Here is a 22,888-nt window from a genome sequence, read left to right on the forward strand (position 1 = left end):
AAGTTGAAGAAGGTTCAGAACGTGGGCGTGCCGACGATGCCGGCGCGCTCCATCTTTCGGTGGCAGGGCGGGTAGTCCATCACCGCGTAGTGCTGGGTGGTGCGGTTGTCCCAGATGGCGACGCTGTTGGGCTGCCAGCGCCAGCGCACCTGGTATTCGGGGATCGCGGCCTGGCTGATCAGGTACTGCAGCAGGCCCGAGGTGCCCTGCGTGAAGTCCTGCCCATAGCGCACGTTCTCCGGTGTGTGGTAGTTCGTGAAGTGGGTGGTGAAGCCGTTGACGAACAGCACCTTCTCGCCGGTCTCGGGGTGGGTGCGCACGACCGGGTGTTCGGCGTCGGGGAACTGGGCCTTGAGCGCCAGGCGGCGTTCGATCGGCATGGCCGCGCCGAAGCTGCATTCGATGCTGTGGCGTGCGCGCAGGCCGGCAATCTGCTGCTTGACCTGTTCGGGCAGGCGCTCGTAGGCCAGCGCCATGTTGGCCCACATCGTGTCGCCGCCCACCGGCGGGCACTCCACGCAGCGCAACACGCAGCCCATGGCGGGCGCCTCGCGCCAGGTGCCGTCGCTGTGCCAGGAGTTTTCGTAGCGGTCGTTGGGCGCGTCGGGCGTCTTGTAGATGCGCACCAGGCCGGGGTGTTCCGGGTCGCTGCCGGCCACCGGGTGGTCTTCCAGCTCGCCGAAGCGGCGCGCGAAGGCCACGTGCTCGGCGCGCGAGATGTCCTGGTCGCGCAGGAACAGCACCTTGTGCCTGAGCAGCGCGGCCTTGATCTCTTCGTACAGCGCGTCGTCGCGCGCGGCGTCGGCCAGGCTCACGCCGCTGATCTGTGCGCCGATGGCGCAGGTGAGGGGTTCGATCTTCATGGTGGTCTCCTCGGGCGGTTCAGATCACGAACACCGACGAGCCGGTGGTCTGGCGCGATTCGAGGTCGCGGTGCGCCTGTTGCGCGTCGGCGAGTGCGTAGCGCTGGTTCACTTCGATGCGGATGCGGCCGGCGGCCACGTGGCCGAACACCTCGGCCGCCAGCTCGGCCTTCTCGGCCGGGTCGGCGATGTAGTCGGCGAGCGCCGGGCGCGTCAGGTAGAGCGAGCCCTTCATGGCCAGCAGGTTGGGGTTGAAGCCGTCGATGGGGCCGCTGGCCGTGCCCACGCAGACCATCAGCCCGCGGCGCTTGAGCGAATCGAGCGAGGCCATGAAGGTGCTCTTGCCCACGCTGTCGAACACCACGTCCACGCCCTGGCCGCCGGTGAGTTCCTTGACCCGCGCGGCCACGTCCTCGTGGCTGTAGTTGATGGTGTGGGTGCAGCCGTGCGCTTTGGCGACTTCGGCCTTGGCGTCGGTGGACACGGTGCCGATCACGGTGATGCCCAGCAGCTGCGCCCATTGCGACACGATCAAACCCACGCCGCCCGCCGCCGCATGCAGCAGCAGCGTGTCGCCGGCCTTGAACGGGTGGATGCGCCGCATCAGGTAGGCCGAGGTCAGGCCGCGCATGGTCATGGCGGCGGCGGTCTCGAAGCCGATGCCATCCGGCAGCTGGATCAGCGGTGCGGCCGGAATCAGTCGCTCGGTGCTGTAGGCGCCCAGGGTGTTGAGGAAGCCGGTGTAGGTGACACGGTCGCCGACCGCCACGTTGTTGACATCGGGGCCGATGGCCTCGACCACGCCTGCGGCTTCCACGCCCATGCCGGCGGGCAGGGGCATGGGGTAGGTGCCGTTGCGGAAATAGGTGTCGGCGTAGTTCAGGCCGACGGCGGCGTGGCGCAGCCGGACCTGGCCCGGGCCGGGCTCGCCCACCTCGACCTGTTCGAGCTCCAGCACCTCGGGGCCGCCGGTGCGGTGCATGCGGATGGCAGTGGCCATGGGGGTTGTCTCCTTCGTGTGTTCGGGGCGCCGGGTGTCCGGGCCATGGAACGCATCGTAGGAGTCACCGCCATCCGCTGCTTGTCAAATTGGGACAATGGCTTGCGAATGTGGGACAGTCAGGGTTGACCCTGACGCACCGCCGCTTTCGCCTTTTCCTGCGTCCGCCAGGCCGTCACGCTGCAGCCGAAGGTGTGGCGGAACCAGTGCGAAAACGCGGCCGGTGCTGCGAACCCCAGCAGCTGCGCCACTTCGGCCAGCGGCAGGTCGCTGTCCCGCACCTGGCGCAGCACCAGCTCGGAGCGCACCGACTGCAGCAGCGTGGCGAAGCTCTCGCCTTCCTTCGCGAGATGGCGGTGGATGGTGCGGCGGTCCACGCCCAGGTGCTGCGCCACCTGCTGCGAGGTGCAGCGCCCGCCGGGCAGCAGCGCGGCGATCAGCTGGCGCACGGTGGCCTTGGTGCTCTGGTGCTGGCCCGAGAGCGCGCGGTCCAGGTACTCGCGGGCGAAACGCGCCATCTCCGGGTTGTGGCCCGCCATCGGTGCCTGCAGGTCGGCCGTGTGGCAGACGATGCCGTTGAACTCGCTGTTGAAGTCCACGGTGGTGCCGAAGAAGGCGCGGTGCGCCTTGGCGTCGCGCGGTGGCCGGTGGTTGAAACACACGCGCACCGCCTTCCACTGCAGGCCCAGCAGCTCGCGCAGGATGCGGAACATCACGCCCACCGCCAGCTCCATCGACTGGCGCGTGCTGGCCGTCTGTTCGACCAGGATCTCTTCGCGGATCACCAGCCGGTCGCCGTGTTCCTCGATGCGCGTGAGCAGCGAGGCGTTGAGCAGGCGCAGGTAGCGGCACAGGGTGTCCAGCGCGGCGCGCGCCGTGGGCTCTTCCTTGAGCACCAGGCTGATCGGCCCGAGGTTGCTGAGCTGGCGCCGCGCGGCCAGCCGCAGCCCAAAATCTTCGACGCCGCTGGCCTGCGCGCTGTGCTCCATCAGCGCGCTCACGGCCACCGTGCTCAGCGGGGTTTCGGGGTTCTCCAGGCTGCGGGGAGACAGGCCGGCACGGCGCAACATGGCGTGGGCATCGAGGCCGACGGACTGGGCCAGGTCCAGGTAGCCGTTGAGGCTGGCGCTGCGCACCACGGGCACGTAGGGGTAATCCATGAATGTCCCAATATCGAAAATCGCTGTCCCAATTAAGCAAGCAGAGACGGAGGGCGAATCCTAGTATTTGCCCCAGGGTGCTAGCCATGGCCCGAGAACCACACTGGAGACAACACATGACGCGCTTTTCCTTCTCTCCCCTTCGCCGCACCGTGTGCGCCGCCGCCCTGGCGCTGGCGCTGCCCGCCGCCCACGCATGGACCGACAAGCCGGTGCGCATGGTGGTGCCTGCGCCCGCCGGCGGCACCATGGACGTGGTGGCCCGCATCGTGGCCGAGCAGCTGGCGGCCGACATCGGGCAGCCGGTGGTGGTGGAGAACAAGCCTGGGGCGGGCGGCGCGATCGCGGTGCAGGCCATGCTGGCGGCGCCGGCCGATGGCAACACCATCATGATGACGGCGAGCAACATCCTGACCGAGATTCCGCATGTCATGAAGACGGCCTTCGACCCGTTGAAAGACGTGAAGCCCGTGACCGCCATCGCCCGCGCCAGCATGGTGCTGATCGGCGCGCCCAATGTGCCGGCCAAGGACCTCAAGGGTGTGATCGCCTGGGTCAAGGCCCACCCGGGCACGGTCAGCTTCGCCTCCTACAGCGCGGGCACCAGCTCGCACTACGCCGGCATGATCCTCAACCAGAAGGCGGGGCTGGACATGCAGCACGTGCCCTTCGCCGGCTCGCCGCCCGCGCTGGTGCAGGTCATGGGTGGCCAGATCCCGCTGATGTTCGACGGCATGGCGACGGCCAGGAAGATGATCGAAGGGGGCAAGGTCCAGGCCTACGGCGTGGCGTCGAAGAAGCGCTCGCCGCACCTGCCCAACCTGCCCACGCTGGCCGAGCAGGGCTACCCCGATCTCGACTTCAGCAACTGGGTCGGCATCATCGTGGCCACCAGCGTGCCGTCGGCCGTGGTGCAGAAGATCAACGCCGCGGTGGACAAGACCGCCGCCGCTCCCAAGGTCAGGGACCGCCTGCAGGGCGCGGGCTTCGACGCGGGCGGCGACGAGACCGCCGAGCAGATGGCGCAGTCGCTGCGCGCCGACTTCGAGCGCAACGCGGCCATCGTCAAGAGCTTCGACATCAAGCTCAACCCGTGAGCACCGCCGTGCCATCGGCCATGACACCGGGGGGCGACGGGCTCAAGGCCCAGGCGGCGCACTGGCTGCCCGGCGTGATCCTCAGCGCCACCGTGGCCGTGGCCGCCATGGCGCTGGCCAGCCACTACGGCGCGCCGGTGATGCTGTTCGCGCTGCTGCTGGGCATGGCGCTCAACTTCCTCTCGGCCGAGGGCCGCAGCGCCCCCGGCATCGACTTCACCGCCCGGCAGGTGCTGCGCCTGGGCGTGGCGTTGCTGGGGCTGCGCATCACGACCACCCAGGTGATGGCGCTGGGCTGGGAGCCGGTGGCGATGGTGGTGCTGGCCGTGGCGCTGACCATTGGCGTGGGCATCGTGCTCGCGAAGCTGATGGGCTTCCAGATGTTCTTCGGCCTGCTCACCGGTGGCGCTGTCGCGATTTGCGGCGCATCGGCCGCGCTGGCGCTGTCGGCCGCGATGCCGGCGCACCCGCTGAAGGAGCGCGCCACGCTGTTCACCGTGATCGGCGTGAGCACGCTCTCCACGCTGGCCATGATCCTGTACCCGCCGATCACGCACGCGCTCGGCCTCTCGCCGCTGGACGCGGGCACCTTCATCGGCGGCACCATCCACGACGTGGCCCAGGTGGTGGGCGCGGGCTACAGCCTGTCGCACGAAGCGGGCGACGCGGCCACGCTGGTCAAGCTCTTGCGCGTGGCGATGCTGCTGCCGGTGATCGCGCTGGCGGCCTGGCTGGCGCGCCGGCACCAGCGGGCGCAGGGTGATGGTGACGCCGGTGGCCCGCGCCCGCCGCTGCTGCCCTGGTTCGCCGTGGCCTTCGCGGTGCTGATGCTGCTCAACAGCACGGGCTGGTTGCCGGCGGTGGTGGTGGAGGGCGGCCAGAGCGCTTCGCAGTTCTTCCTGGTCGCGTCCATGGCCGCCATCGGCATGAAAACCCACCTGCGCGACATCGTCACCGTGGGCTGGAAACCGGTGGCGCTGATGGTGCTGGAGACCGTGTTTCTCGCTGCGCTGTTCTACGGGCTGCTTCTACTGAAATCGCAGGTGGGATGACGGGCTGAGCCCCTACCCCGACCGCGTCGCTGAACCTGGCGGTTGACAGTGGTGTGTAGTCAAATTGGCATCAGTGTAGTCAAGTTGACTACGTCGTAGATAAATCGTCTACATTCGTGCCATGAACGAACTGCAAATGGTGGAAGTGTTTGGCAGCGTGGGCCGCTTTCGAGCCCTGCGGGCCTTGTTTGCCGAGCCTGGCAGGGGCTTCGGGCAGCGTGAGCTGGCGGCTGAGGCGGACATTGATCCGGGCGGTGTGGCCAGGTTGCTCAAGCGCTGGGTGGCGGCTGGTCTGGTGACGCGACGGCAGCAAGATGGCTTGCCTCGTTACTACGCTAGCACCGATCCAGCATTGAAGCCCTTGGTCACGCTCATGCTGCAGGACAGTGTGTTGGTCAGCACGCTGCGGGAGGCTCTGGCCACCGTGCCAGGGGTCGCTGTGGCCTTGGTTTTTGGTTCCGTGGCGCGGGGTGAAGCCGGTGCAGGCAGCGACGTGGATGTACTGGTGCTGGGCAATGCGTCCGAGCTGAAGGTGAACGCTGCCCTCAAGCCAGCAGGGCGAATCCTGGGCCGTGCGGTACACGCCACGGCCAGTACCATCAACGCATTCATTGAACAGGTTCGCGGGGGAGAGAGCTTTGCACAGGACATCGTGCAGGGTCCGCGGATCGCCTTGCTGGGGAGCTTGGAAGATGCGGTCATTTCAAACATTGGCGGCTGAGCCCGGTGCGCCGTTGAAGCGTCAGCCCGCCAATGGGCACGACGCGTGCATTGGCTCAAACAGGCCAGCGTGAAGCTGGAGGACGCGAGGCAGACGGTGATTTCTGCCAGCACCCGAATGGACGCTGCGTGGGACGCCGTGCTGATGGCTTGCCTGGCTGTGGCGTGTGCCGAAGGTTGGCGAGCGACCAGCGACAAAGGTCATCACCAAGTGGTTCTGGAAGGCACTGCATCGTCCATTGGCCTGACTCAGGCGCGTATGGACGAGCTGGACACCTTGCGCGACTGGCGCAACCGCAAGTACCGGGCAGGCTTCAACGTGGACCCTGAAGAACTTGACGAGGCCATCGCTTGGGTGTCCCCTTTTCTGGATGCGGTAGGGCGATGGTTCAAAAGGGAAAAGGCGGCTCTGGTGAAACAGGGGCTGGCGCCATGAGCGGGGTCTCTGATGGGCGGTTGCATGGAACGGTCGCACAACCCGGTGACGTGCTGTGGCACTGCATGCAGCTGCGCTTGTTGGCTCTGCTGGGCTGAGGACCCCGACCGCTGGTCCCCGAGTGATGGCTGATGTCGGCGGACGGCAAGCTGATCGAGGCGTATCTGGCTGAGTAGTGGGAAGTCCTGCCGACACGTGTGGCCAAGCCTAGCAGTGCAAGCCGGCCTCGCCCGACCTTTACACGCCAGACACAAACCCTTCACCCCGGGTTGCATTCGACGGACCGAGAATGCGGCGATGAACGCTCCCGCGACAGCCCTGAACCGCTTTGGCCTCGGCGCCCGGCCCGACGAGCCACCACCGGACGACCCACCACGGTGGTTGTTGTCCCAGTTTGAAGAATACGAGCCGCTGCCGCCGGCCTGGCGGTCTGCCGAGCGCACACCGGCGCTCGTCGGTGCCTGGCTGGCGCAGCAGCGCGCGGTGCGCCTGGCGCCGGAAGGGCAACGCAGCGGCATCCGCGAAGCCTATTTGCGCCAGGGGCGGGACGCGCATGTGATGGCGGTGGGTGCCCGGACCGACAGCGCACTGCAGACGGGCACACCGTTTGTCGAGCGGCTGGTGCACTTCTGGTCCAACCACTTCGCGGTGTCGGTGGACAAGCTGCTGGTGGTGGGGCTGGCGGGCGGGTTCGAGGCCGACGCCATCCGTCCGAACGTCTTGGGGCGCTTTGAAGACCTGCTGCTGGCCGCCGTGCGCCATCCGGCGATGCTGCTCTACCTGGACCAGGCCCAGTCGGTGGGCCCGGGCAGTGCCGCGGGCCAGCGCGCAGCGGCCCGGCAGCAGCGGGTTCGTGGCCTGAACGAAAACCTGGCGCGCGAAATTCTGGAGCTGCACACGCTCGGCGTGCGCAGCGGCTACACGCAGGCCGACGTGACGGAGTTCGCCCGCGCGCTCACCGGCTGGACACTGCCGGGCGACGAGCCTGGCGACGGCGCCGAAGCCACGTTCCGCTTCGCTCCCGCCCTGCACGAGCCGGGCCCACGCACCGTGCTCGGCCGCCGTTACGCCGACGGCGGCGAGCAGCAGGCCCGCGCCATCCTCCACGACCTGGCCACCGCGCCCGCGACCGCCCGGCACATCGCCACCAAGCTCGCGCGCCACTTCGTCGCGGACGACCCGCCGCCCGCGCTGGTGCAGCGGCTGGCCGACAGCTTCGTGCGCACCGGCGGCGACCTGACCAGCCTGTACCGGGCCTTGGTGGCTTCGCCGGAGGCCTGGGCGTCTGCGCAGGCCAAGTTCAAGTCGCCCTGGGAGTGGGGCGTGTCCAGCCTGCGCGCCATGGGCCGGCGGGAGCTGCCGCCCATGCAGGCCACCAATTTGATGACCCAGCTCGGCCAACCGGTGTGGCGGCCCGGGTCGCCCGCGGGTTACGCAGACCTGAGCGCCACCTGGGCGGCACCGGATGCGCTGATCCGCCGCGTGGAGGCCGCGCAGCGTTTCGCCCAGCAGGCGGGCGGCGCCCTCGATGCCCGGGCACTGGCGACACGGGTGTTGCCGGGCGGCGCTCTCAGCGACGCCACGGCGGGCGCGATCGCCCGCGCCGACAGCGGGGGCACCGCCCTGGCGCTGCTGCTGGTGGCGCCCGAATTCCTGAGGAGGTAAGACGATGGACCGACGCCGCTTCCTGGGCTCCGCCACATTGCTGGCGGCCCCCCGCATCCTGTTCGCGAAGGCCGCCACCGAGCGGCGCTTTGTCTTCATCATCCAGCGCGGCGCGGCCGACGGCCTGAACACGCTGATTCCCTACGCCGACCCGGCCTACGCGAGTGCGCGGGGCGCCCTGGCCATCGACCCGGCCAGCGCGCTGAAGCTGGACGGCAGCTTCGCGCTGCATCCCTCCCTGGGCCATCTGCGCACGCTGTATGCCGCCGGGCAGGCGACCCTGTTTCACGCCGTGGCCTCGCCGTACCGCGACCGGTCCCACTTCGACGGACAGAACGTCCTGGAAACCGGCGGCAGCGCGCCTTACCAGGTCAAGGACGGCTGGATGAACCGGCTGCTGGGCGTGTTGCCGCGCGAAGGCAAAGAGGCCATCGCGTTCTCGCCCGCCGTGCCGATGGCGTTTCGGGGCGCGGTTCCGGTGACCTCCTACGCGCCCTCGGCGCTGCCGCAGGCCAACGAGGATCTGCTGATGCGCGTGGAACAGCTGTACGCCCGGGACGGCCAGCTGCACGCGCTGTGGTCGTCCGCGCTGGAGGCCCGCGGCATGGCGGGCGGCATGGGCGGTGGCGCCAACCGCCAGGACGCGGGCGCGCTGGGGCGCATGGCGGCCGGCTTTCTGGGGCGTGCGGATGGACCCCGCATCGCGATGATCGAGACCGGCGGCTGGGACACGCACAGCGGCCAGGCGGCGCGGCTGGCCGCGCAGCTCAGGAACCTGGACCACATGCTGGCCGGCCTTCAGGAGGGACTGGGGCCGGTGTGGGACCAGACGGTGGTGCTCGTGGCCACCGAATTCGGGCGCACCGTGGCGGCCAACGGCACCGGTGGCACCGACCACGGCACGGGCGCGATGGCGATGCTGGTCGGGGGTGCCGTGGACGGAGGACGCACCGTGGCCGACTGGCCGGGTTTGTCGGCCGCCAACCTGCTGGACGGTCGCGACCTGAAGCCCACCCTGGCGCTGGACGCGCTGATCACCGCCGCGTGTGCGGAGAGCTTTGCGCTGGAGCCGGAGCGGCTGTCGCCGGTGCTGTTTCCGCACGGCGGCAAGAGGCCGTTGGTGCCGCGTCTTCTGCGGTCATAGCGGCGTCATGCCCAGCAGGCTTCACCCCCGCGAATAAGCCAGCCCCGACGCCACGCCCCCAAACAGATCCCCCTCGATCAGCGGCACGCTCGGGAACGCCGCGCGCAGCGTCTCTTGAAACGGACGCAGGGCCGACGAGCCGCCGGTGAGGTAGACCGCGTCGAGCTGTTCATCGCGCAGGCCGGCGCGCTGAACGCACTCGCGCGCGCAGGCCACGGTGCGCGCCAGCAGGTCATCCAGGTGCTCGCGCAGCGCGGCCGTGCCCAGGGGCGCGGTGAGCGCCGCCTCGACGATGGAGAGGTCCACGGTGGTGTCCGCATCGGCCATCGAGCAGCGGATCTTGGCCAGCTCGACCTCGTGCGCGATGTGGTGGCCGTGTTTCTCGCGCAGCACGCGCATCAGCCGCTCGTGCAGCCGCGCGTCGCTGTAGTTGACGCGCAGCGCCTGCGCCTGGCTGATGGCGCGCGGCACATAGAGCCACTGGATCAGGTGCCAGGTCGAGAGGTCGAAGAACACGCGGCTGGGCACCTCGCGCCCCTGCGGGCCGAGCTGGCGGTAGCCCAGCAGCGGCATCACCTGCTCCAGGCTGAGGCGGTGGTCGAAGTCGGTGCCGCCGATGTGCACGCCGGTGGTGGCGAGCACGTCGCCCGAGCGATCGGCCAGCGCCATGTGCTGTGGGCCCAGGCGCACCACGGTGAAGTCGGAGGTGCCGCCGCCGATGTCCACGATCAGCACCACGGCCTCGCGGTCCAGCCGGCGCTCGTGGTCCAGCGCGGCGGCGATGGGTTCGAGCTGGAAGCTCACCTCGCGAAAGCCGGCCGCCTGCGCGGCCTCCAGCAACGACTGCTGGGCCATGGCGTCGCGCTCGACGTCGTCGTCGACGAAGTGCACGGGCCGGCCCATGACCACGCGCTCGGGCGCGCTGCCCAGCGTCTGCGTGGCGCGCTCGCGCAGCTCGACCAGGAAGGTGGTCACGATCTCCAGGAAGCTGATCGAGCGGTGGTTGACCTCGGTGCTTTCGTTGATCAGCGGGCTGCCCAGCAGGCTCTTGAGCGAGCGCAGCAGCCGGCCCTCGGTGCCGGCCAGGTACTGGGCCACGGCGTCGCGGCCGAAGTGGGTGCGGTGGTCTTCGGCGTTGAAGAACACGGCGGTGGGCATGGAGACGGCGTCGCCTTCCAGCGGGATCAGGCGCGACAGGCCGTGGGGCGACGCCCAGGACATGGCGGAGTTGGACGTGCCGAAGTCAATGCCGAGGGTGCCGGCGGGGTGTTTTTGCATGGAGGGAGAAGGGAAAGGACGGCGGACGGGGCTGGGCCCGGGCGCACACGGGGGAGCGGCATTCTCCCACCTCGCGCAAGGCGCTCAACCCTTGCCCAGCGGAGGGCGCCCAAACAGGCTGCTGGTGTTGCAGATCGGCCCGAGTTCGGCGGCCGCGGCCAGCAGGTCGGGCGCCATCTCGTGCATGCGCGCGGCGGTCAGGCGCTGGCGCGGGCCGGCCACGCTGATCACGCCGATGGCCTCGCGCCGGCGCAGCACCGGCACCGCGATGGCGCTCATGCCGGGCGCGAACAGCTCGTCGATCACGGCGTAGCCGCGCACCCGCGCCGCGTGCAGGAAGCCCAGCAGGGCTTTCACGGTGGTGGGCGCCTTGGGGCCGTACTCGGCGGGTTCGCCAAAGCCCTGCTGCGACACCAGCGCCAGCGCGCGCTCGTCGCTCATGGACAGCAGCCAGGCGTGGCCCGAGGCGGTGCACGAGAGGCGCGCGTCCTGCCCCATGTCGGGGTCGTAGCGCAGGCCCTTGCGCACGCCCTGCGCCTTGGCGATCCAGGTCAGGCGGTCGCCGTCGACGATGGACAGGCGCACCAGTTCGCCCGTGCGCTGCGCCAGCCGCTCCAGCAGCGGCTCGGCGATGTCCACGATGCCCGCGCCGCTGAGGTAGCCCAGCCCGAGCGAGACGATCTTGGTGGTGAGTAGGTAGTCGCCCTGGGCGCGCGCCTGCCGCACATAACCGCGCGCCTGCAGCGCGGCCAGCAGGCGGTGGCAGGCGCTGAGCGGCATGTCCAGCTCGTTGGCGAGTGAGGCCAGGGGCACGCCGTCGGGGTGGGCGGCGAGGTGTTCGAGCAGGGCAAGACCGCGGTCGAGGGCAAGGCTCATGGGTGGTATTTCTTGATATGAAACATCTTTCCAGAAAGAAAAGTGTTTCTCCATCGGGTCCAAGAATGGCATGGCCGCGGGCCTTTTCAGGCGAGCGCAGCCACAGAGGAGACCAACACTGTATGACCAAACACCCCGATACGGGCCAAGCCGCTGTCTATGTGCTCAACGGCCCCAACCTCAACCTGCTGGGCCTGCGCGAGCCGCACCTCTACGGCAGCGACACGCTGGCCCAGGTGGAGGCGCTGTGCCGCCGCGTCTGCGCCGAGCTGGGGCTGGCCTGCGAATTCCGGCAGACCAATCACGAGGGCGTGCTGGTGGACTGGGTGCAGGAGGCGCGCGAACGCGGCGCGGCCATCGTCATCAACCCGGCGGGCCTGTCGTTCCGTTCGATCCCGCTGCTGGACGCGCTCAAGACCATCGACCAGCCGATTGCCGAGGTGCACGTCACCAACATCCACCGCCGCGACCCGATCTACCAGACCTCGCTGGTGTCGCTGGCCGCGAGTGGCGTGATCTGCGGCTTCGGCATCTTTGGCTACGAGATGGGCGTGCGCGCCGTGGCCCACCAGATGGCGCGGGCCGCCGCCTGAACCCGTTCCCTTCACCGACCCCCACCCCAGGAGACACACCATGAACAGCTCACTTCCCCGCCGTCACGTCCTTCAGATCGGTGCCTCGCTGGCCGCCGCCACCGTGCTGCCCGCCTGGGCACAGACGCCGCCCACGCTGCGCTTCGCGGCGGTGTTCTCCGAGCGCGACATCCGCGCCGACATGATCAAGATGCTGGCCAAGTCGGTCGAGGCCGATTTCAAGATCGAGCCCTTCCTCAACAGCACGCTCTACAAGCAGGGCACCGAGCTGGTGGCGCTGCAGCGCGACAACCTGGACATGGGCAACATCGGCCCGCAGGACATCTCCAAGCAGGTGCCTTCGTGGTCGCTGCTGGCCTCGGCCTACCTGTTCCGCGACGCGAACCACCTCAACACCTTCTTTGCCAGCGAGCTGGGCGCGCAGATGAAGAAGACGGTCGAAGACCAGCTCAAGGTGAAGATCCTCGGCCCGACCTTCTTTGGCACGCGCCAGGTCGGCCTCAAGGGCAAGAAGAAGATCAACACGCCGGCCGATCTCGCCGGGGTGAAGCTGCGCATGCCGCCGGGCGAAACCTGGCAGTTGCTGGGCAAATCGCTCGGCGCCAACCCCACGCCCATGGCCTACGCCGAGACCTACACCGGCCTGCAGACGGGCGCCATCGACGGGCAGGACAACCCGCTGCCCAATGTGCAGAACATGAAGTTCTACGAGGTGATGCAGCAGATCGTGTTGACCTCGCACCTGGTGGGCTACGACCTGCTGACCATCAACCTGAAGGTCTGGCAGGGCATGTCGCCGGCGAAGCAGCAGGCCTTCCAGGCGGCGGCCGACAAGGCCATCGCCTGGAGCACGGCCGAGCACCTCAAGCGCGAGGCCGAGCTGGTGGCCGAATTCAAGCGCGCGGGGCTGGAGGTGTACACCCCCGACCTCAACGCTTTCCGTGATCACGCCCAGAAGATCTACCTGGCCTCGGACCAGGCCAAGGACTGGCCTGCCGGCATGTTGCAGAAGATCAACGCATTGAAGTAGATCCCCCCCTGCGCCGCTTCGCGTCACCCCCCCCCAGGGGGGGCGGCACTGGCCGTCCGGCGGAGCCGGCCCGGCGGTGCCTCTGGGGGCGTTGTGGTCATCGTTGGGGCTTGCGCTCCGGCTCGGTCGAAAGCAGAGCAGGGGCCGGCGGGGCGGTTCAGCGGCGGGGCTTTGTCCCCACTGCGACGTGGGGCAAGGGTTTGCGAGCAGCGGGTGATTGCCCGCACTCGCTACATTGACTTTGCCCCCACGGGCGCGCGCACCCAAGCCCGCGGCGACCACCACCACAGGAGACAACCCCATGCAGAACCTGACCGTCAACGGCCGGGCCGCGTCCATCGACGCCGAGCCCGACATGCCCTTGCTCTGGGCCATCCGCGAAGACCTCAAGCTCACCGGCACCAAGTTCGGTTGCGGCATGGCGCTGTGCGGTGCCTGCACCGTGCACCTCGACGGCGTGCCCGTGCGCTCCTGCTCCACGCCGCTCTCGGCCGCTGCGGGCAAGAAGGTGATCACCATCGAGGCCATGGGCGCCAGCAAGGCCGGCAAGGCCGTGCAGGCCGCCTGGGTCAAGCACGATGTGCCGCAGTGCGGCTACTGCCAGAGCGGCCAGATCATGAGCGCCACCGCGCTGCTGGCGGCCAACGCCAAGCCCAGCGACAAGGACATCGACGAGGCCATGAGCGGCAACATCTGCCGCTGCGGCACCTACAACCAGATCAAGGCGGCCATCAAGGACGCCGCGGTCGCACTGAGCAAGGCGGCCTGATCATGAACACCCCCCACACCCTCGACATCGACACCCCCTCGGGCACCACGCGCCGGGGCTTCCTGGCCGGCGCGGGCGCCGCGCTCGTGGTCGGCTTCACGCTGCCGCACGCCGGCCGCGCGCTCGCCGCCGAGGCCAGCTTCACGCCCAACGCCTGGCTGCGCATCACGCCCGACAACCGCATCACCGTGATCTGCGGATCGGCCGAGATGGGGCAGGGCGTGCTCACCGCCATCCCGCAGCTCATGGCCGAAGAGCTGGACGCCGACTGGACCACCGTGCGCGTGGAGCAGGCGCCCGCCAACACCGCGTTCAACAACCCTGCCTTCGGCATGCAGGCCACCGGCGGATCGACCACGGTGCGTGGCCACTGGGACGTGATGCGCAACGCCGGCGCCACCGCGCGCGCCATGCTGGTGGCGGCCGCCGCCGAGCAGTGGACGGTGCCGGCCAGCGAGTGCCGCACCGAAGCCGGCCAGGTGATCCACGGCAGCAAGAAGCTGAGCTATGGCGCGCTCGCCGAAGCCGCCGCGAAGCAGAAGGCGCCCGAGAAGGTGGCGCTGAAAGACCCGAAAGATTTCAAGATCGTCGGCCAGCGCAAGGCGCGGCTGGACACCGTGGGCAAGACCGACGGCACGGCGATGTACGGCATCGACGTGAACCTGCCCGGCATGCTGGTCGCGGTGATGGCGCGCGCGCCGCTGCCGGGCGCCAAGGTGGCCAAGCTCGACGACAGCAAGGCCAAGGCGGTCAAGGGCGTGAAGCAGGTGATCAGCCTGCCCACCGGCGTGGCAGTTTTGGCCACCGGTTACTGGGCGGCGAAGAAGGGGCGCGACGCGCTGCAGGTGGACTGGGACCTCGGCGCCAACACCGGCCTGAACTCGGCCAAGGTCACGGCGATGCTGACCGAGGCCGCGTCGGCGCCCGGCGCCGTGGCGCTGCAAGCCGGCTCGGCCGACGCCAAGGGCGCCAAGACCGTCGAGGCCACCTACGAAGCGCCGTACCTGGCCCACGCCTGCATGGAGCCGATGAACTGCTCCGCCTGGGTCAAGCCCGATGGCGTGGAGATCTGGGCCGGCACGCAGAGCCAGGGACCGGTGCAGGGCATCCTCTCGCAGGTGGCGTCGGTCGACCCGGGCAAGGTGAAGGTCAACACCATGATGCTGGGCGGGGGGTTCGGCCGCCGCTTCGCGCCCGACTTCGTGATCGACGCGACCCTGCTTTCCAAGATCAGCGGCGCGCCGGTCAAGCTCATCTACACCCGCGAAGACGACATGGCCGCTGGTTTCTACCGGCCCGCGTCGGTGGCGAAGTTCAGCGGCGGCCTGAGCGCCGACGGCAAGGCCACCGTGTTGAATGCAGGCGTGGGTTCGCCCTCCATCATGGCGGCCTCCGGCTTCATGAAGATCCCCGACAACGGCGTGGACACGTTTGCCATGGAAGGCATTGCCGACCACCCCTACGACATCGCCAACCAGCGCCTCGCCTACGGCCGCAAGGAACCCGGGCCCAGCGTGTGGTTCTGGCGCTCGGTGGGCCACTCGCAGAACATCTTCTTCATGGAGAGCTTCATCGACGAGATGGCCGCCGCCGCCGGCAAGGACCCCTATCAGTTCCGCCGCGCCCTGCTCGACAAGCAGCCGCGCTACAAGCAGGTGCTCGAAGTGGCGGCCGAAAAGGCCGGTTGGGGCAAGCCGCTGCCGGCGGGCGTGTTCCGCGGCATCGCGGTGGCGCAGAGCTTCGGCAGCTACGTGGCCGAGGTGGTCGAGGTGTCGGTGAACGCCGACGGCAGCCCCAGGGTGCACCGCGTGGTCGCGGCCGTGGACTGCGGCATGACGGTCAACCCCGCGATCATCGAGCGCCAGATCGAAGGCGGCATCGTGTTCGGCCTCACCGCCGCGCTCTACGGCAAGATCACCCTGAAAGACGGCCGCGTGGAGCAGGGCAACTTCCACGACTATCCCGTGCTGCGCCACAACGAGATGCCCAGGGTCGAGGTGCACATCGTCAAGAGCACCGAGAAACCGGGCGGCATCGGCGAGCCCGGCACGCCGCCCATCGCGCCGGCGGTGGCCAATGCGCTGTTCGCGGCCACCGGCAAACGCCTGCGCAGCCTGCCGTTTGACACGGCGCAGCTGAAGAAGGCCTGAAGAAGGCCTGAGCCGGGCCTCAGGGCACGGTCTGGCGGATCACGGCCTCCAGTGCGGTCATCTCGTCGGTGGCCGCCTGGATGACCTGCTGGCCCCAGTCGTCCTGCATCTGGTGTTCGCCGCGCACCATCACCAGCCGGCTTTTCTGCTGGGTGCCGCCGATCCGCCGCAGTTTCACCTGCGGCGGCGCCATGGACGCGCACGAGGCGGGCACGATGGCCACGCCCAGCCCGCAACCCACCATCGCGAGCACGCTCACGAACTGGCCGCCCGTGTGCCGCACGTCGGGGGTGAACCCGGCTTCTTCGCACAGCGCGGCAGTCTGGTCAAAGTAGTCGCTTTCCACGTAACGCGCGAAGCTCACGAAGGCCTGCTGGGCGACCTGCCGGAGCTGCACGGGACCGCGCCCCCGGGCGGCCGGCAGATCGCTGTGCAGCGCCAGGCAGTACGGGTCGTCGATGCTCACCAGTGCTTCCGGGGGCAGCTGGTTCTGTCCGGGGCGGATGAAGCCCAGGTCGATCTCGGCGTTGCGCAGCGCCTGCAGCTGCCGCGCGGACGGGATCATTTCCCGCGCCTCCACCGCGACCGTGGGATCGGCCTGCCGCAGGCGCTGCAGCAGGCCCGGCAGCAGGGTGTGGGTGGCCGACGGCATGAGTCCCAGCCGCAAGGTGCTGCGCTGGCCCGCCTGCCGCTCCCTTGCGCGCATCCCCGCCTGCTGCGCCCGCGCGAGGATCGCCCTCGCGTCCTCCAGAAACGACTGACCGGCGGGCGTGAGCCGCACGCCGCGGGGCAACCGCACCAGCAGGGCGGCGCCGACCTCCTCTTCCAGCTGCCGGATCTGGGCCGACAGCGGCGGCTGCGCCATGAAGAGCTTGACGGCGGCTTTGCTGACGCTGCCGAGTTCGGCCACGGTGACGAAATAGCGCAGGTGCCGGAGTTCCATGGTGGCGTTCAATCCATACTCAAAAAATATGCGATTCATACTAAACCAGTATTTGACGTATGTGATGGCGGCCTCGACACTCTCGCCACCCGAGCTTCAGAGAGATGCCCATGACCGCCTTGCGAAAACGCCACCCCGGACAGGGGCTGTCCCTGGAGGACACCGCTCGCCCCGAGCCCGGGCCCGGGGAGGTGCTGATCGGTGTGAAGTTCGCCGGGGTCTGCGGCACCGACCTGCACATCGATGAATGGACGCCCAGCTACCACTTCATGCACGCCCACCTGCCCGTCACGATCGGCCACGAGTTCAGTGGCGAGGTGGCGGCGCTCGGCGAGGGCGTGAGCGGTCTGCCCCTGGGTCAGCTGGTGACGGTGCGTCCCTCGGTGGTGTGCGGCCGGTGCGAAGCCTGCACGGCCGGCCGGTACGACGCCTGTGTCGCCCGGCGCGGCATCGGCGTGGCGCGCGACGGCGCGTTCGCCCGCTGGGTGCGCGTGCCGGCCCGCAACTGCGTGCCGGTGCCGGCCGGGGTGGACCCGGTGGTGGCGGCGCTGGCCGAGCCGCTGACGGTGAGCCTCGAATCCGTGCGGACGGGCGGCGTGAAGCCCGGCGACCGGGTGCTGGTGCTGGGGCCCGGCAACATTGGCCAGGGCATCGCCCTGTTTGCCCGCGCGGCGGGCGCTGCCCAGGTGGTGGTGGCCGGGCACGACGACGCGCCCCGGCTGGCCGTGCTGCGACAGCTGGGCTTTGCCGACCTGCTGGACTTTGCCGAGACGCCCATGGACCAGGCGCTGGCGCCCTACCTCGCGCAGGGCAGGTTCGACGTGGTGATCGAGGCGACGGGAGCGCCTGCCGTGATCGCGCCGGCGCTGGCCGCGCTCAAGGTGCATGGTGTGCTGGTGGTCACCGGCATCCATCCGCGGCCGGTTCCCATCGACCTCACGCAGCTGGTGCGCCAGCACCAGCAGATCCGCGGCTCCTACCGCGCCCCGGAAAGCGCCTGGCCCGAGGTGGTGGCGTTCATGGGCACGCACCAGGCCGAGTTGCGCGCCATGATCACGCACCGCGTGCCGCTGTCGCGCGCGGTGGATGGCTTTGCGCTTGCCCGGGGCAAGCAGGCGACCAAGGTCATGGTCGAGCCGGATGCCGCGGCCGCATGAGCACGCACCAGGCGGGCGCTTTTCTGGCGCTCTGGAACAGCATCAGCGACCCGCGCCTGGCGCGCGAGCACGACACCTGGCACAGCGTCGAACACGTGCCCGAGCGGGTGGGGCTGCCCGGCTTCCTGGAGGCCCGGCGCTACCGCTCTGTGGACGCGCCGCTGCGGTACTTCACCCACTACCGCCTGGACGCGCTGGCGGCACTGGACACGCCCGAGTACCGCGACGTGTTCGAGCACCCGACACCCTGGTCCGCCCGCATGCGCACCGTCCTGCGCGATTTCCACCGCCAGCCCTGCGAGCTGCGGGGCACCTGGGGCAGCTCGTCGGCGCGCTGTATCGCCACCGTGTGCCTGCGGGCTGACGGCGACGCGCTGGCCGGGCCGCTGGACAACGCATTGCGGCAGACCGTGCTCGAGGCCGGTCTGTTGAGCGCCCAGTGGGGGTCGGCCCGCCCCACCAGCGCCTTTCCCATCGCCAATCAGCGGGCGGAGATCGCCGGGGCTGGCCAGACGCACGTGGTGCTGCTGCAGCATCCGGATCTGGCCCGCCTGCGCCAGTGCACGCAGTCGCTGCTCCAGGCCATCGCGCCGCTGGCCCGCGTGGAGACGGCGCCCGAGTTCCACGAATGGCTCACCTCGGTGAGCCGCGCCGACCTGCCCGACGCAGCGGCCGGCCGGCCGCCGCCCCGCACCGATCTGTTCACCCATTTCAACCCAGGAGACACACCATGATTCCCCACGTTCAACGCCGCTTCTGGGCCCGCTTCGGGCTCCTCACGCTGGCCCTCTCGGCCCTGCACCCCAGCGCGGGCGCCCAGACCGCAGCCGCCTGGCCCAGCAAGCCGATCCGCATGATCGTGGGCTATCCCGCCGGTTCGTCGCCCGACATGCAGGCGCGCCTGCTGGTCGAGCCGCTGTCGCGCGCGCTGGGCCAGCCGGTGGTGATCGAAAACAAGCCGGGGGCCAGCGGCAACATCGGCGCCGACCTGATCGCCAAGGCCGACGATGGCCACACCATCGGCGTCATCGGCAACGGGCCGCTCACCAGCTCGCGTTTCCTCTACGCCAAACTGCCCTACAACCCCGAGACCGACTTCGCTCCGATCGCCCTCATCGGGACGGCGCCGCTGGTGTGGGTGACGGCCAAGCCTGCCGCCGAACGCAGCCTGGCGGCCTACCTGGCCCAGGCGCGCACCGACGGTGACAAGCTCACCTACGGGTCCATCGGCGCGGGTTCCGGCGGGCACCTGGGCATGGAACTGCTCAAGCAGTCGCTGGGCATCAGGCCGATCCACGTGCCTTTCAGCGGCGGACCGGCCATCCTCAACGCGATCATCGGCGGCCATGTGCAGATGACCCTGCTGCCCGCGTCCACCGTCAACCCGCTGGTGCAGGCGGGCAAGCTCGATGCGCTGGCCGTGACCTCGGCCAAACGCAGCCCGCTGGCGCCCACGCTGCCGTCGATGGAAGACCTGGGTGTCAAGGGCGTCAGCATCGAGGTCTGGAACGCGGTCATGGCCCCGGCGCGCATGCCGGCGGCGCACCAGGCGCTGCTCAGCCGCGAGCTCGACAAGATCATCGGCGCGCGCGAGATGCGCCAGAAGCTCTTCCTGCAGGGCTGGAAGGTGGACGACACCAGCGCCAAGGGCCTCACGCAGCGCATCAAAGCCGACACCGCCACCTACCAGGCGGTGATCAGCAGCAACCACATCCGCATCGACTGATCGCCTGTTCCTGTGGCAGGTCGGTCGCCGCCGTCCTGTTTCCGGGCCGACCGGTGCTCCACTAAACTCATGGACCCCGGTCGGCACACAACACAAGGAACTCCCCATGGGCGCGCAGTGGAAAGCGAAACACAAGGATCTGGCGGCCAACGCCAAGGGCCGGCTCTTCGGCAAGCTGGCCAAGGACATCATGATCGCCGCGCGCCACGGCGCCGACCCGGCGGCCAACGCGCGCTTGCGGCTGGTGATGGAGCAGGCGCGCAAGGTGTCCATGCCCAAGGACACGCTGGACCGCGCCATCAAGAAGGGCGCGGGCCTGACCGGCGAGGCCGTGCACTTCGAGCACGTGATCTATGAAGGTTTCGCGCCGCACCGCGTGCCGGTGATGGTGGAGTGCCTGACCGACAACGTGAACCGCGCCGCCTCCGACATGCGCGTGCTGTTCCGCAAAGGGCAGCTCGGCACCAGCGGCACGGTGTCGTGGGATTTTGCCCACGTCGGCATCATCGAGGCCGAGGCCGCCGCCAAGGGTGCCGACGCCGAGGTCGCCGCGATCGAGGCCGGCGCGCAGGACTTCGAACCCGCCGACGAAGAGGGCGTGTGCGTCTTCCTCACCGACCCGACCGACCTCGACCTGGTCAGCCGCGCGCTGCCGGCGCAGGGCTTCACGGTGCTGTCCGCCAAGCTCGGCTACCGGCCCAAGAACCCGGTCAACCCGGCGAGCCTGAGCGCCGAGGCGCTGGAAGAGGTGGAGGCCTTTCTCGCCGCCATCGACGAAAACGAGGACGTTCAGAACGTCTTTGCCGGGCTGGGCGGCTGATGGCCGCGCGCGGCAGCGGCGGCACCTCGCGCTGGCACCCCTGGCGCGTCGTGCGCTGGATCGGCATCGTGCTGCTGGTGCTGGTGGTCGGCGTGCCGCTGCTGTTCTACGCCGCGTTCATGGGCATCCAGGAAGCGAGTGAGCGCCAGTGGCTGGGCCAGGCGCCGCAGCACGCGGCCATCGACGTGCGTTCGCGCAAGCCGCACCCGGTGGCGCTGCTCGACGTGGGTTTTGATTCGCTGGCCGTGCGCCTGCGCATGATCGAGGAGGCCCGCGAGTCCATCGAGCTGGAGTTCTTCATCTACGAGCTGGACGAAGCCAGCCGCCTCATCACGCAGGCGCTGGCGCGCAAGGCCGCGCAGGGTGTGAAGGTGCGCATCCTGGTCGATTTCGCGCTGCCCATCTTCAAGCTCGCGCCGCACTACGCGCGCACGCTGGAGGCGGCGGGCGTGCAGGTGCGCTACTACAACACCTCGGGTCTGGCGCGTTTCTTCGCCATGCAGCACCGCACCCACCGCAAGCTGCTGGTGGTCGACCGCAAGGAGGCGGTGATCGGCGGGCGCAACATCGGCAACGACTATTTCGACCTCTCGCCGCACTACAACTTTCTCGACAGCGACCTGCTGATCCGGGGCGAGATCGCCTCGGCCATCGTCGACAGCTTCGAGCTGTACTGGGCCTCGGACTGGGTGACCCACCCGAAGGACCTGGCGGCCGACGCGGGCGCGGCGGGCCTCGATCTGCTCGCCCAGCCCACCGCCGCCGAAGACGCGCTGCGCGCCGAGCTGAAGGCGCACAAGCCGCAACACAGCTTCACCACCTGCAACGACACGCACTTCGTCACCGACTACCCCGGCTCCGGCGTCGAGCGTCGCCGCGTCTACACCGCGATCGCGCAGCTGGTGAGCGAAGCGCGCCAGCGCGTGATCGTCGAGAGCCCGTACCTGGTGCTGCGCGACGACGGCGTCGGCTTGCTGCAGAGCGTGTTGCAGCGCGGCGTGAAGCTGCAGTTCCTCACCAACACCCTGCACTCGACCGACGCGTTTTACGCCGTGGCCAGCCTGTCCGATTCGCTGGACCGCCTGAACCTGCCCAACCTGGAAATCTGGGGATACAACGGCCGTCCGCTGAAGCAGGGTGATCGCCCGCCCGCCTCCGAGCGCTGGGGCGTGCACGGCAAGCGCGCCGTGTTCGACGACCGCACCGTGGTCGTCGGCACCTACAACATGGACCCGCGCTCGGCCAACCTCAACTCCGAGCTGATCGTGATCTGCCGCAACAACCCCACGCTGGCCGCGACCATGACGCAGAGCCTGCAGGCGCGCCTGAAACAATCGCGCCCCATCACCGGCACCGCCAACGCGGGCGGCTACAGCGCGCTGATCGAAGGCGCCGACGCCGACGCGATCTTCCAGATGCGCATGGTCACGCCGTTCGCGAGCTTTCTCGACTTCCTGCTTTAGGGCGGCCCGGCCAGACGCGGAAACAGCGCCTGCGCATTGCCGCGGTGGATGGCGTGGCGCAATCCGTCAGGCATCGGGTAGCCGTCCAGCATGCCCGCGAAGTACAGGCTGCGCTCCTTGGGCGCAAAGGGCCAGTCGCTGCCGAAGGTGATGTGGGTCGGGTCGGCAAACGCCAGCAGCGAGGGCAGTGCGTACGGGCTGCTGGAGAGCGCCGTGTCGAAATAGAACTGCCGCAGCCGCGCGATGCCGCCCGGGTTGAGCCCGTCGGGTGAGCAGATGCGCGCCACCCGCTCGGCCGCGTAGGGCAGAAACCCGCCCGCGTGCGACAGGATGACCTTCAGGTCCGGGAAGCGCTCCAGCGACCCCGACTGGGCGTAGCGGATCGCCGCCCGGGTCGTGTCGAGCAGAAAGTCGGCCGCGAAGGGGGGAACCCCCGGAACCTCCGGGCAGGGCAGCGCGGACGGGTGCACGAACACGACCGCCTGGCGCTCGTTCAGCTCGGCCATCAGCGGTTCCCACGCCGGGTCGCCGAGGTAGATGCCGCCCGCGTTGGCCAGCATCAGCACGCCGTCGGCCTTCAGCACGTCCAGCGCGTAGCGGGCCTCGCTGATGGCCCCGTCCACGTCGGGCAGGGGCAGCGCGGCAAAGAAACCGAACCGTTCCGGGTGCCGCGCGGTCACCTCGGCGAGAAAAGTGTTGACCTGTCGCGCCATGTCGCGCGCCTCCGCGTCGTCGCCCATGTGCAGGCCGGGGGTTGAAATCGACAACACGGCGGTGGCGATGCCGGCCGCCTCCATCAGGTCGAAAGCACTCTCGGTGCTCCAGCTCGGAAACTGCCGTCCGCCCGCGTGGTCGATGCCGTGCTGGTTCAGCCACCGGGCATAGAACGGCGGGACGACGTGCTGGTGGGTGTCGATGCGTGGGGGGGCGTTGGTGGGCATGGGCA

General features: G+C 69.3%; 22 protein-coding genes. 15 read left to right on the plus strand and 7 right to left on the minus strand.

The genetic code is table 11. From position 1 onward, the window contains the following. Window positions 1–14 precede the first annotated feature (14 nt). The 3 genes from IM738_RS04580 to IM738_RS04590 form a co-directional block, all read right to left on the minus strand. On the minus strand, window positions 15–863 hold the full coding sequence (locus IM738_RS04580; protein ID WP_236964709.1) for a TauD/TfdA dioxygenase family protein: 849 nt from the start codon (window positions 861–863) through the stop codon (window positions 15–17). A gap of 19 nt (window positions 864–882) precedes the next feature. Further along, window positions 883–1,863, minus strand: coding sequence for a quinone oxidoreductase family protein (locus tag IM738_RS04585; RefSeq protein ID WP_236964710.1), 981 nt, complete (start codon window positions 1,861–1,863; stop codon window positions 883–885). A 119-nt stretch (window positions 1,864–1,982) separates the two neighbouring features. Further along, window positions 1,983–3,023: an AraC family transcriptional regulator gene (locus IM738_RS04590; protein WP_236964711.1), complete on the minus strand. Its 1,041-nt coding sequence runs from the start codon at window positions 3,021–3,023 to the stop codon at window positions 1,983–1,985. Between the two features lie 116 nt (window positions 3,024–3,139). Between IM738_RS04590 and IM738_RS04595 the strand changes: the two genes are divergently transcribed. The 6 genes from IM738_RS04595 to IM738_RS04620 all read left to right on the plus strand — a co-directional run bounded on the left by IM738_RS04595 (window position 3,140) and on the right by IM738_RS04620 (window position 9,137). Beyond that, entirely contained in the window at window positions 3,140–4,120 is a 981-nt protein-coding gene (locus tag IM738_RS04595) for a tripartite tricarboxylate transporter substrate binding protein (RefSeq protein WP_236964712.1), read from the plus strand. After that, on the plus strand, window positions 4,117–5,172 hold the full coding sequence (locus tag IM738_RS04600; RefSeq protein WP_336886549.1) for a YeiH family protein: 1,056 nt from the start codon (window positions 4,117–4,119) through the stop codon (window positions 5,170–5,172). Before IM738_RS04595 ends, IM738_RS04600 begins: the two co-directional genes overlap by 4 nt. Before the next feature lie 121 nt (window positions 5,173–5,293). Then, on the plus strand, window positions 5,294–5,893 hold the full coding sequence (locus IM738_RS04605) for a nucleotidyltransferase domain-containing protein (protein WP_236964713.1): 600 nt from the start codon (window positions 5,294–5,296) through the stop codon (window positions 5,891–5,893). A 69-nt stretch (window positions 5,894–5,962) separates the two neighbouring features. Further along, the gene (locus IM738_RS04610; RefSeq protein WP_236964714.1) at window positions 5,963–6,328 is read left to right on the plus strand and encodes a hypothetical protein; all 366 of its coding nucleotides are present in this window, start codon (window positions 5,963–5,965) and stop codon (window positions 6,326–6,328) included. Between the two features lie 297 nt (window positions 6,329–6,625). Beyond that, a complete protein-coding gene (locus tag IM738_RS04615; protein ID WP_236964715.1) occupies window positions 6,626–7,993 on the plus strand; it encodes a DUF1800 domain-containing protein in 1,368 nt (455 codons plus the stop codon). A gap of 4 nt (window positions 7,994–7,997) precedes the next feature. After that, window positions 7,998–9,137, plus strand: a complete 1,140-nt coding sequence (locus IM738_RS04620; protein WP_236964716.1) for a DUF1501 domain-containing protein — start codon at window positions 7,998–8,000, stop codon at window positions 9,135–9,137. A gap of 21 nt (window positions 9,138–9,158) precedes the next feature. On the opposite strand, the gene IM738_RS04625 is transcribed toward IM738_RS04620, so the two are convergent. Together IM738_RS04625 and IM738_RS04630 are read right to left on the minus strand one after the other, a co-directional pair. Then, the gene (locus IM738_RS04625) at window positions 9,159–10,415 is read right to left on the minus strand and encodes an Hsp70 family protein (RefSeq protein WP_236964717.1); all 1,257 of its coding nucleotides are present in this window, start codon (window positions 10,413–10,415) and stop codon (window positions 9,159–9,161) included. 84 nt (window positions 10,416–10,499) lie between these two features. Continuing rightward, the gene (locus IM738_RS04630) at window positions 10,500–11,291 is read right to left on the minus strand and encodes an IclR family transcriptional regulator (RefSeq protein ID WP_236964718.1); all 792 of its coding nucleotides are present in this window, start codon (window positions 11,289–11,291) and stop codon (window positions 10,500–10,502) included. Window positions 11,292–11,413: 122 nt separating this feature from the next. Here IM738_RS04630 and IM738_RS04635 point away from each other — a divergent pair, with 122 nt between their 5' ends. The 4 genes from IM738_RS04635 (at window position 11,414) to IM738_RS04650 (ending at window position 15,833) form a co-directional block, all read left to right on the plus strand. Then, window positions 11,414–11,884, plus strand: a complete 471-nt coding sequence (locus tag IM738_RS04635; RefSeq protein ID WP_236964719.1) for a type II 3-dehydroquinate dehydratase — start codon at window positions 11,414–11,416, stop codon at window positions 11,882–11,884. Window positions 11,885–11,924: 40 nt separating this feature from the next. Then, a complete protein-coding gene (gene dctP, locus IM738_RS04640) occupies window positions 11,925–12,914 on the plus strand; it encodes a TRAP transporter substrate-binding protein DctP (RefSeq protein WP_236964720.1) in 990 nt (329 codons plus the stop codon). 301 nt (window positions 12,915–13,215) lie between these two features. Continuing rightward, a complete protein-coding gene (locus IM738_RS04645; protein WP_236964721.1) occupies window positions 13,216–13,683 on the plus strand; it encodes a (2Fe-2S)-binding protein in 468 nt (155 codons plus the stop codon). A 2-nt stretch (window positions 13,684–13,685) separates the two neighbouring features. Beyond that, window positions 13,686–15,833 (plus strand): xanthine dehydrogenase family protein molybdopterin-binding subunit, encoded by a 2,148-nt coding sequence (locus IM738_RS04650; protein ID WP_236964722.1) that lies wholly within the window; start codon window positions 13,686–13,688, stop codon window positions 15,831–15,833. Between the two features lie 19 nt (window positions 15,834–15,852). On the opposite strand, the gene IM738_RS04655 is transcribed toward IM738_RS04650, so the two are convergent. Continuing rightward, window positions 15,853–16,776 carry a LysR family transcriptional regulator gene (locus tag IM738_RS04655; RefSeq protein ID WP_236964723.1) on the minus strand — a complete coding sequence of 308 codons (924 nt, stop codon included), beginning with the start codon at window positions 16,774–16,776 and terminating at the stop codon, window positions 15,853–15,855. 110 nt (window positions 16,777–16,886) lie between these two features. Between IM738_RS04655 and IM738_RS04660 the strand changes: the two genes are divergently transcribed. The 5 genes from IM738_RS04660 to IM738_RS04680 all read left to right on the plus strand — a co-directional run bounded on the left by IM738_RS04660 (window position 16,887) and on the right by IM738_RS04680 (window position 21,942). Next, window positions 16,887–17,933, plus strand: a complete 1,047-nt coding sequence (locus IM738_RS04660; protein WP_236964724.1) for a zinc-dependent alcohol dehydrogenase — start codon at window positions 16,887–16,889, stop codon at window positions 17,931–17,933. After that, window positions 17,930–18,667 carry a hypothetical protein gene (locus tag IM738_RS04665; RefSeq protein WP_236964725.1) on the plus strand — a complete coding sequence of 246 codons (738 nt, stop codon included), beginning with the start codon at window positions 17,930–17,932 and terminating at the stop codon, window positions 18,665–18,667. The genes IM738_RS04660 and IM738_RS04665 overlap by 4 nt, the downstream gene beginning before the upstream one ends. After that, on the plus strand, window positions 18,664–19,659 hold the full coding sequence (locus IM738_RS04670) for a Bug family tripartite tricarboxylate transporter substrate binding protein (protein ID WP_236964726.1): 996 nt from the start codon (window positions 18,664–18,666) through the stop codon (window positions 19,657–19,659). The genes IM738_RS04665 and IM738_RS04670 overlap by 4 nt, the downstream gene beginning before the upstream one ends. Window positions 19,660–19,765: 106 nt before the next feature. Then, on the plus strand, window positions 19,766–20,479 hold the full coding sequence (locus IM738_RS04675) for a YebC/PmpR family DNA-binding transcriptional regulator (RefSeq protein WP_236964727.1): 714 nt from the start codon (window positions 19,766–19,768) through the stop codon (window positions 20,477–20,479). Then, window positions 20,479–21,942, plus strand: coding sequence for a phospholipase D-like domain-containing protein (locus IM738_RS04680; RefSeq protein ID WP_236964728.1), 1,464 nt, complete (start codon window positions 20,479–20,481; stop codon window positions 21,940–21,942). The genes IM738_RS04675 and IM738_RS04680 overlap by 1 nt, the downstream gene beginning before the upstream one ends. Here IM738_RS04680 and IM738_RS04685 read toward each other — a convergent pair. Beyond that, window positions 21,939–22,883 (minus strand): amidohydrolase family protein, encoded by a 945-nt coding sequence (locus tag IM738_RS04685; protein ID WP_236964729.1) that lies wholly within the window; start codon window positions 22,881–22,883, stop codon window positions 21,939–21,941. The two genes, IM738_RS04680 and IM738_RS04685, sit on opposite strands and share 4 nt — an antisense overlap. Window positions 22,884–22,888: the final 5 nt, after the last annotated feature.

It is taken from the genome of Hydrogenophaga sp. SL48, assembly GCF_021729865.1.
In the GTDB taxonomy this organism is placed as follows: domain Bacteria; phylum Pseudomonadota; class Gammaproteobacteria; order Burkholderiales; family Burkholderiaceae_C; genus Hydrogenophaga.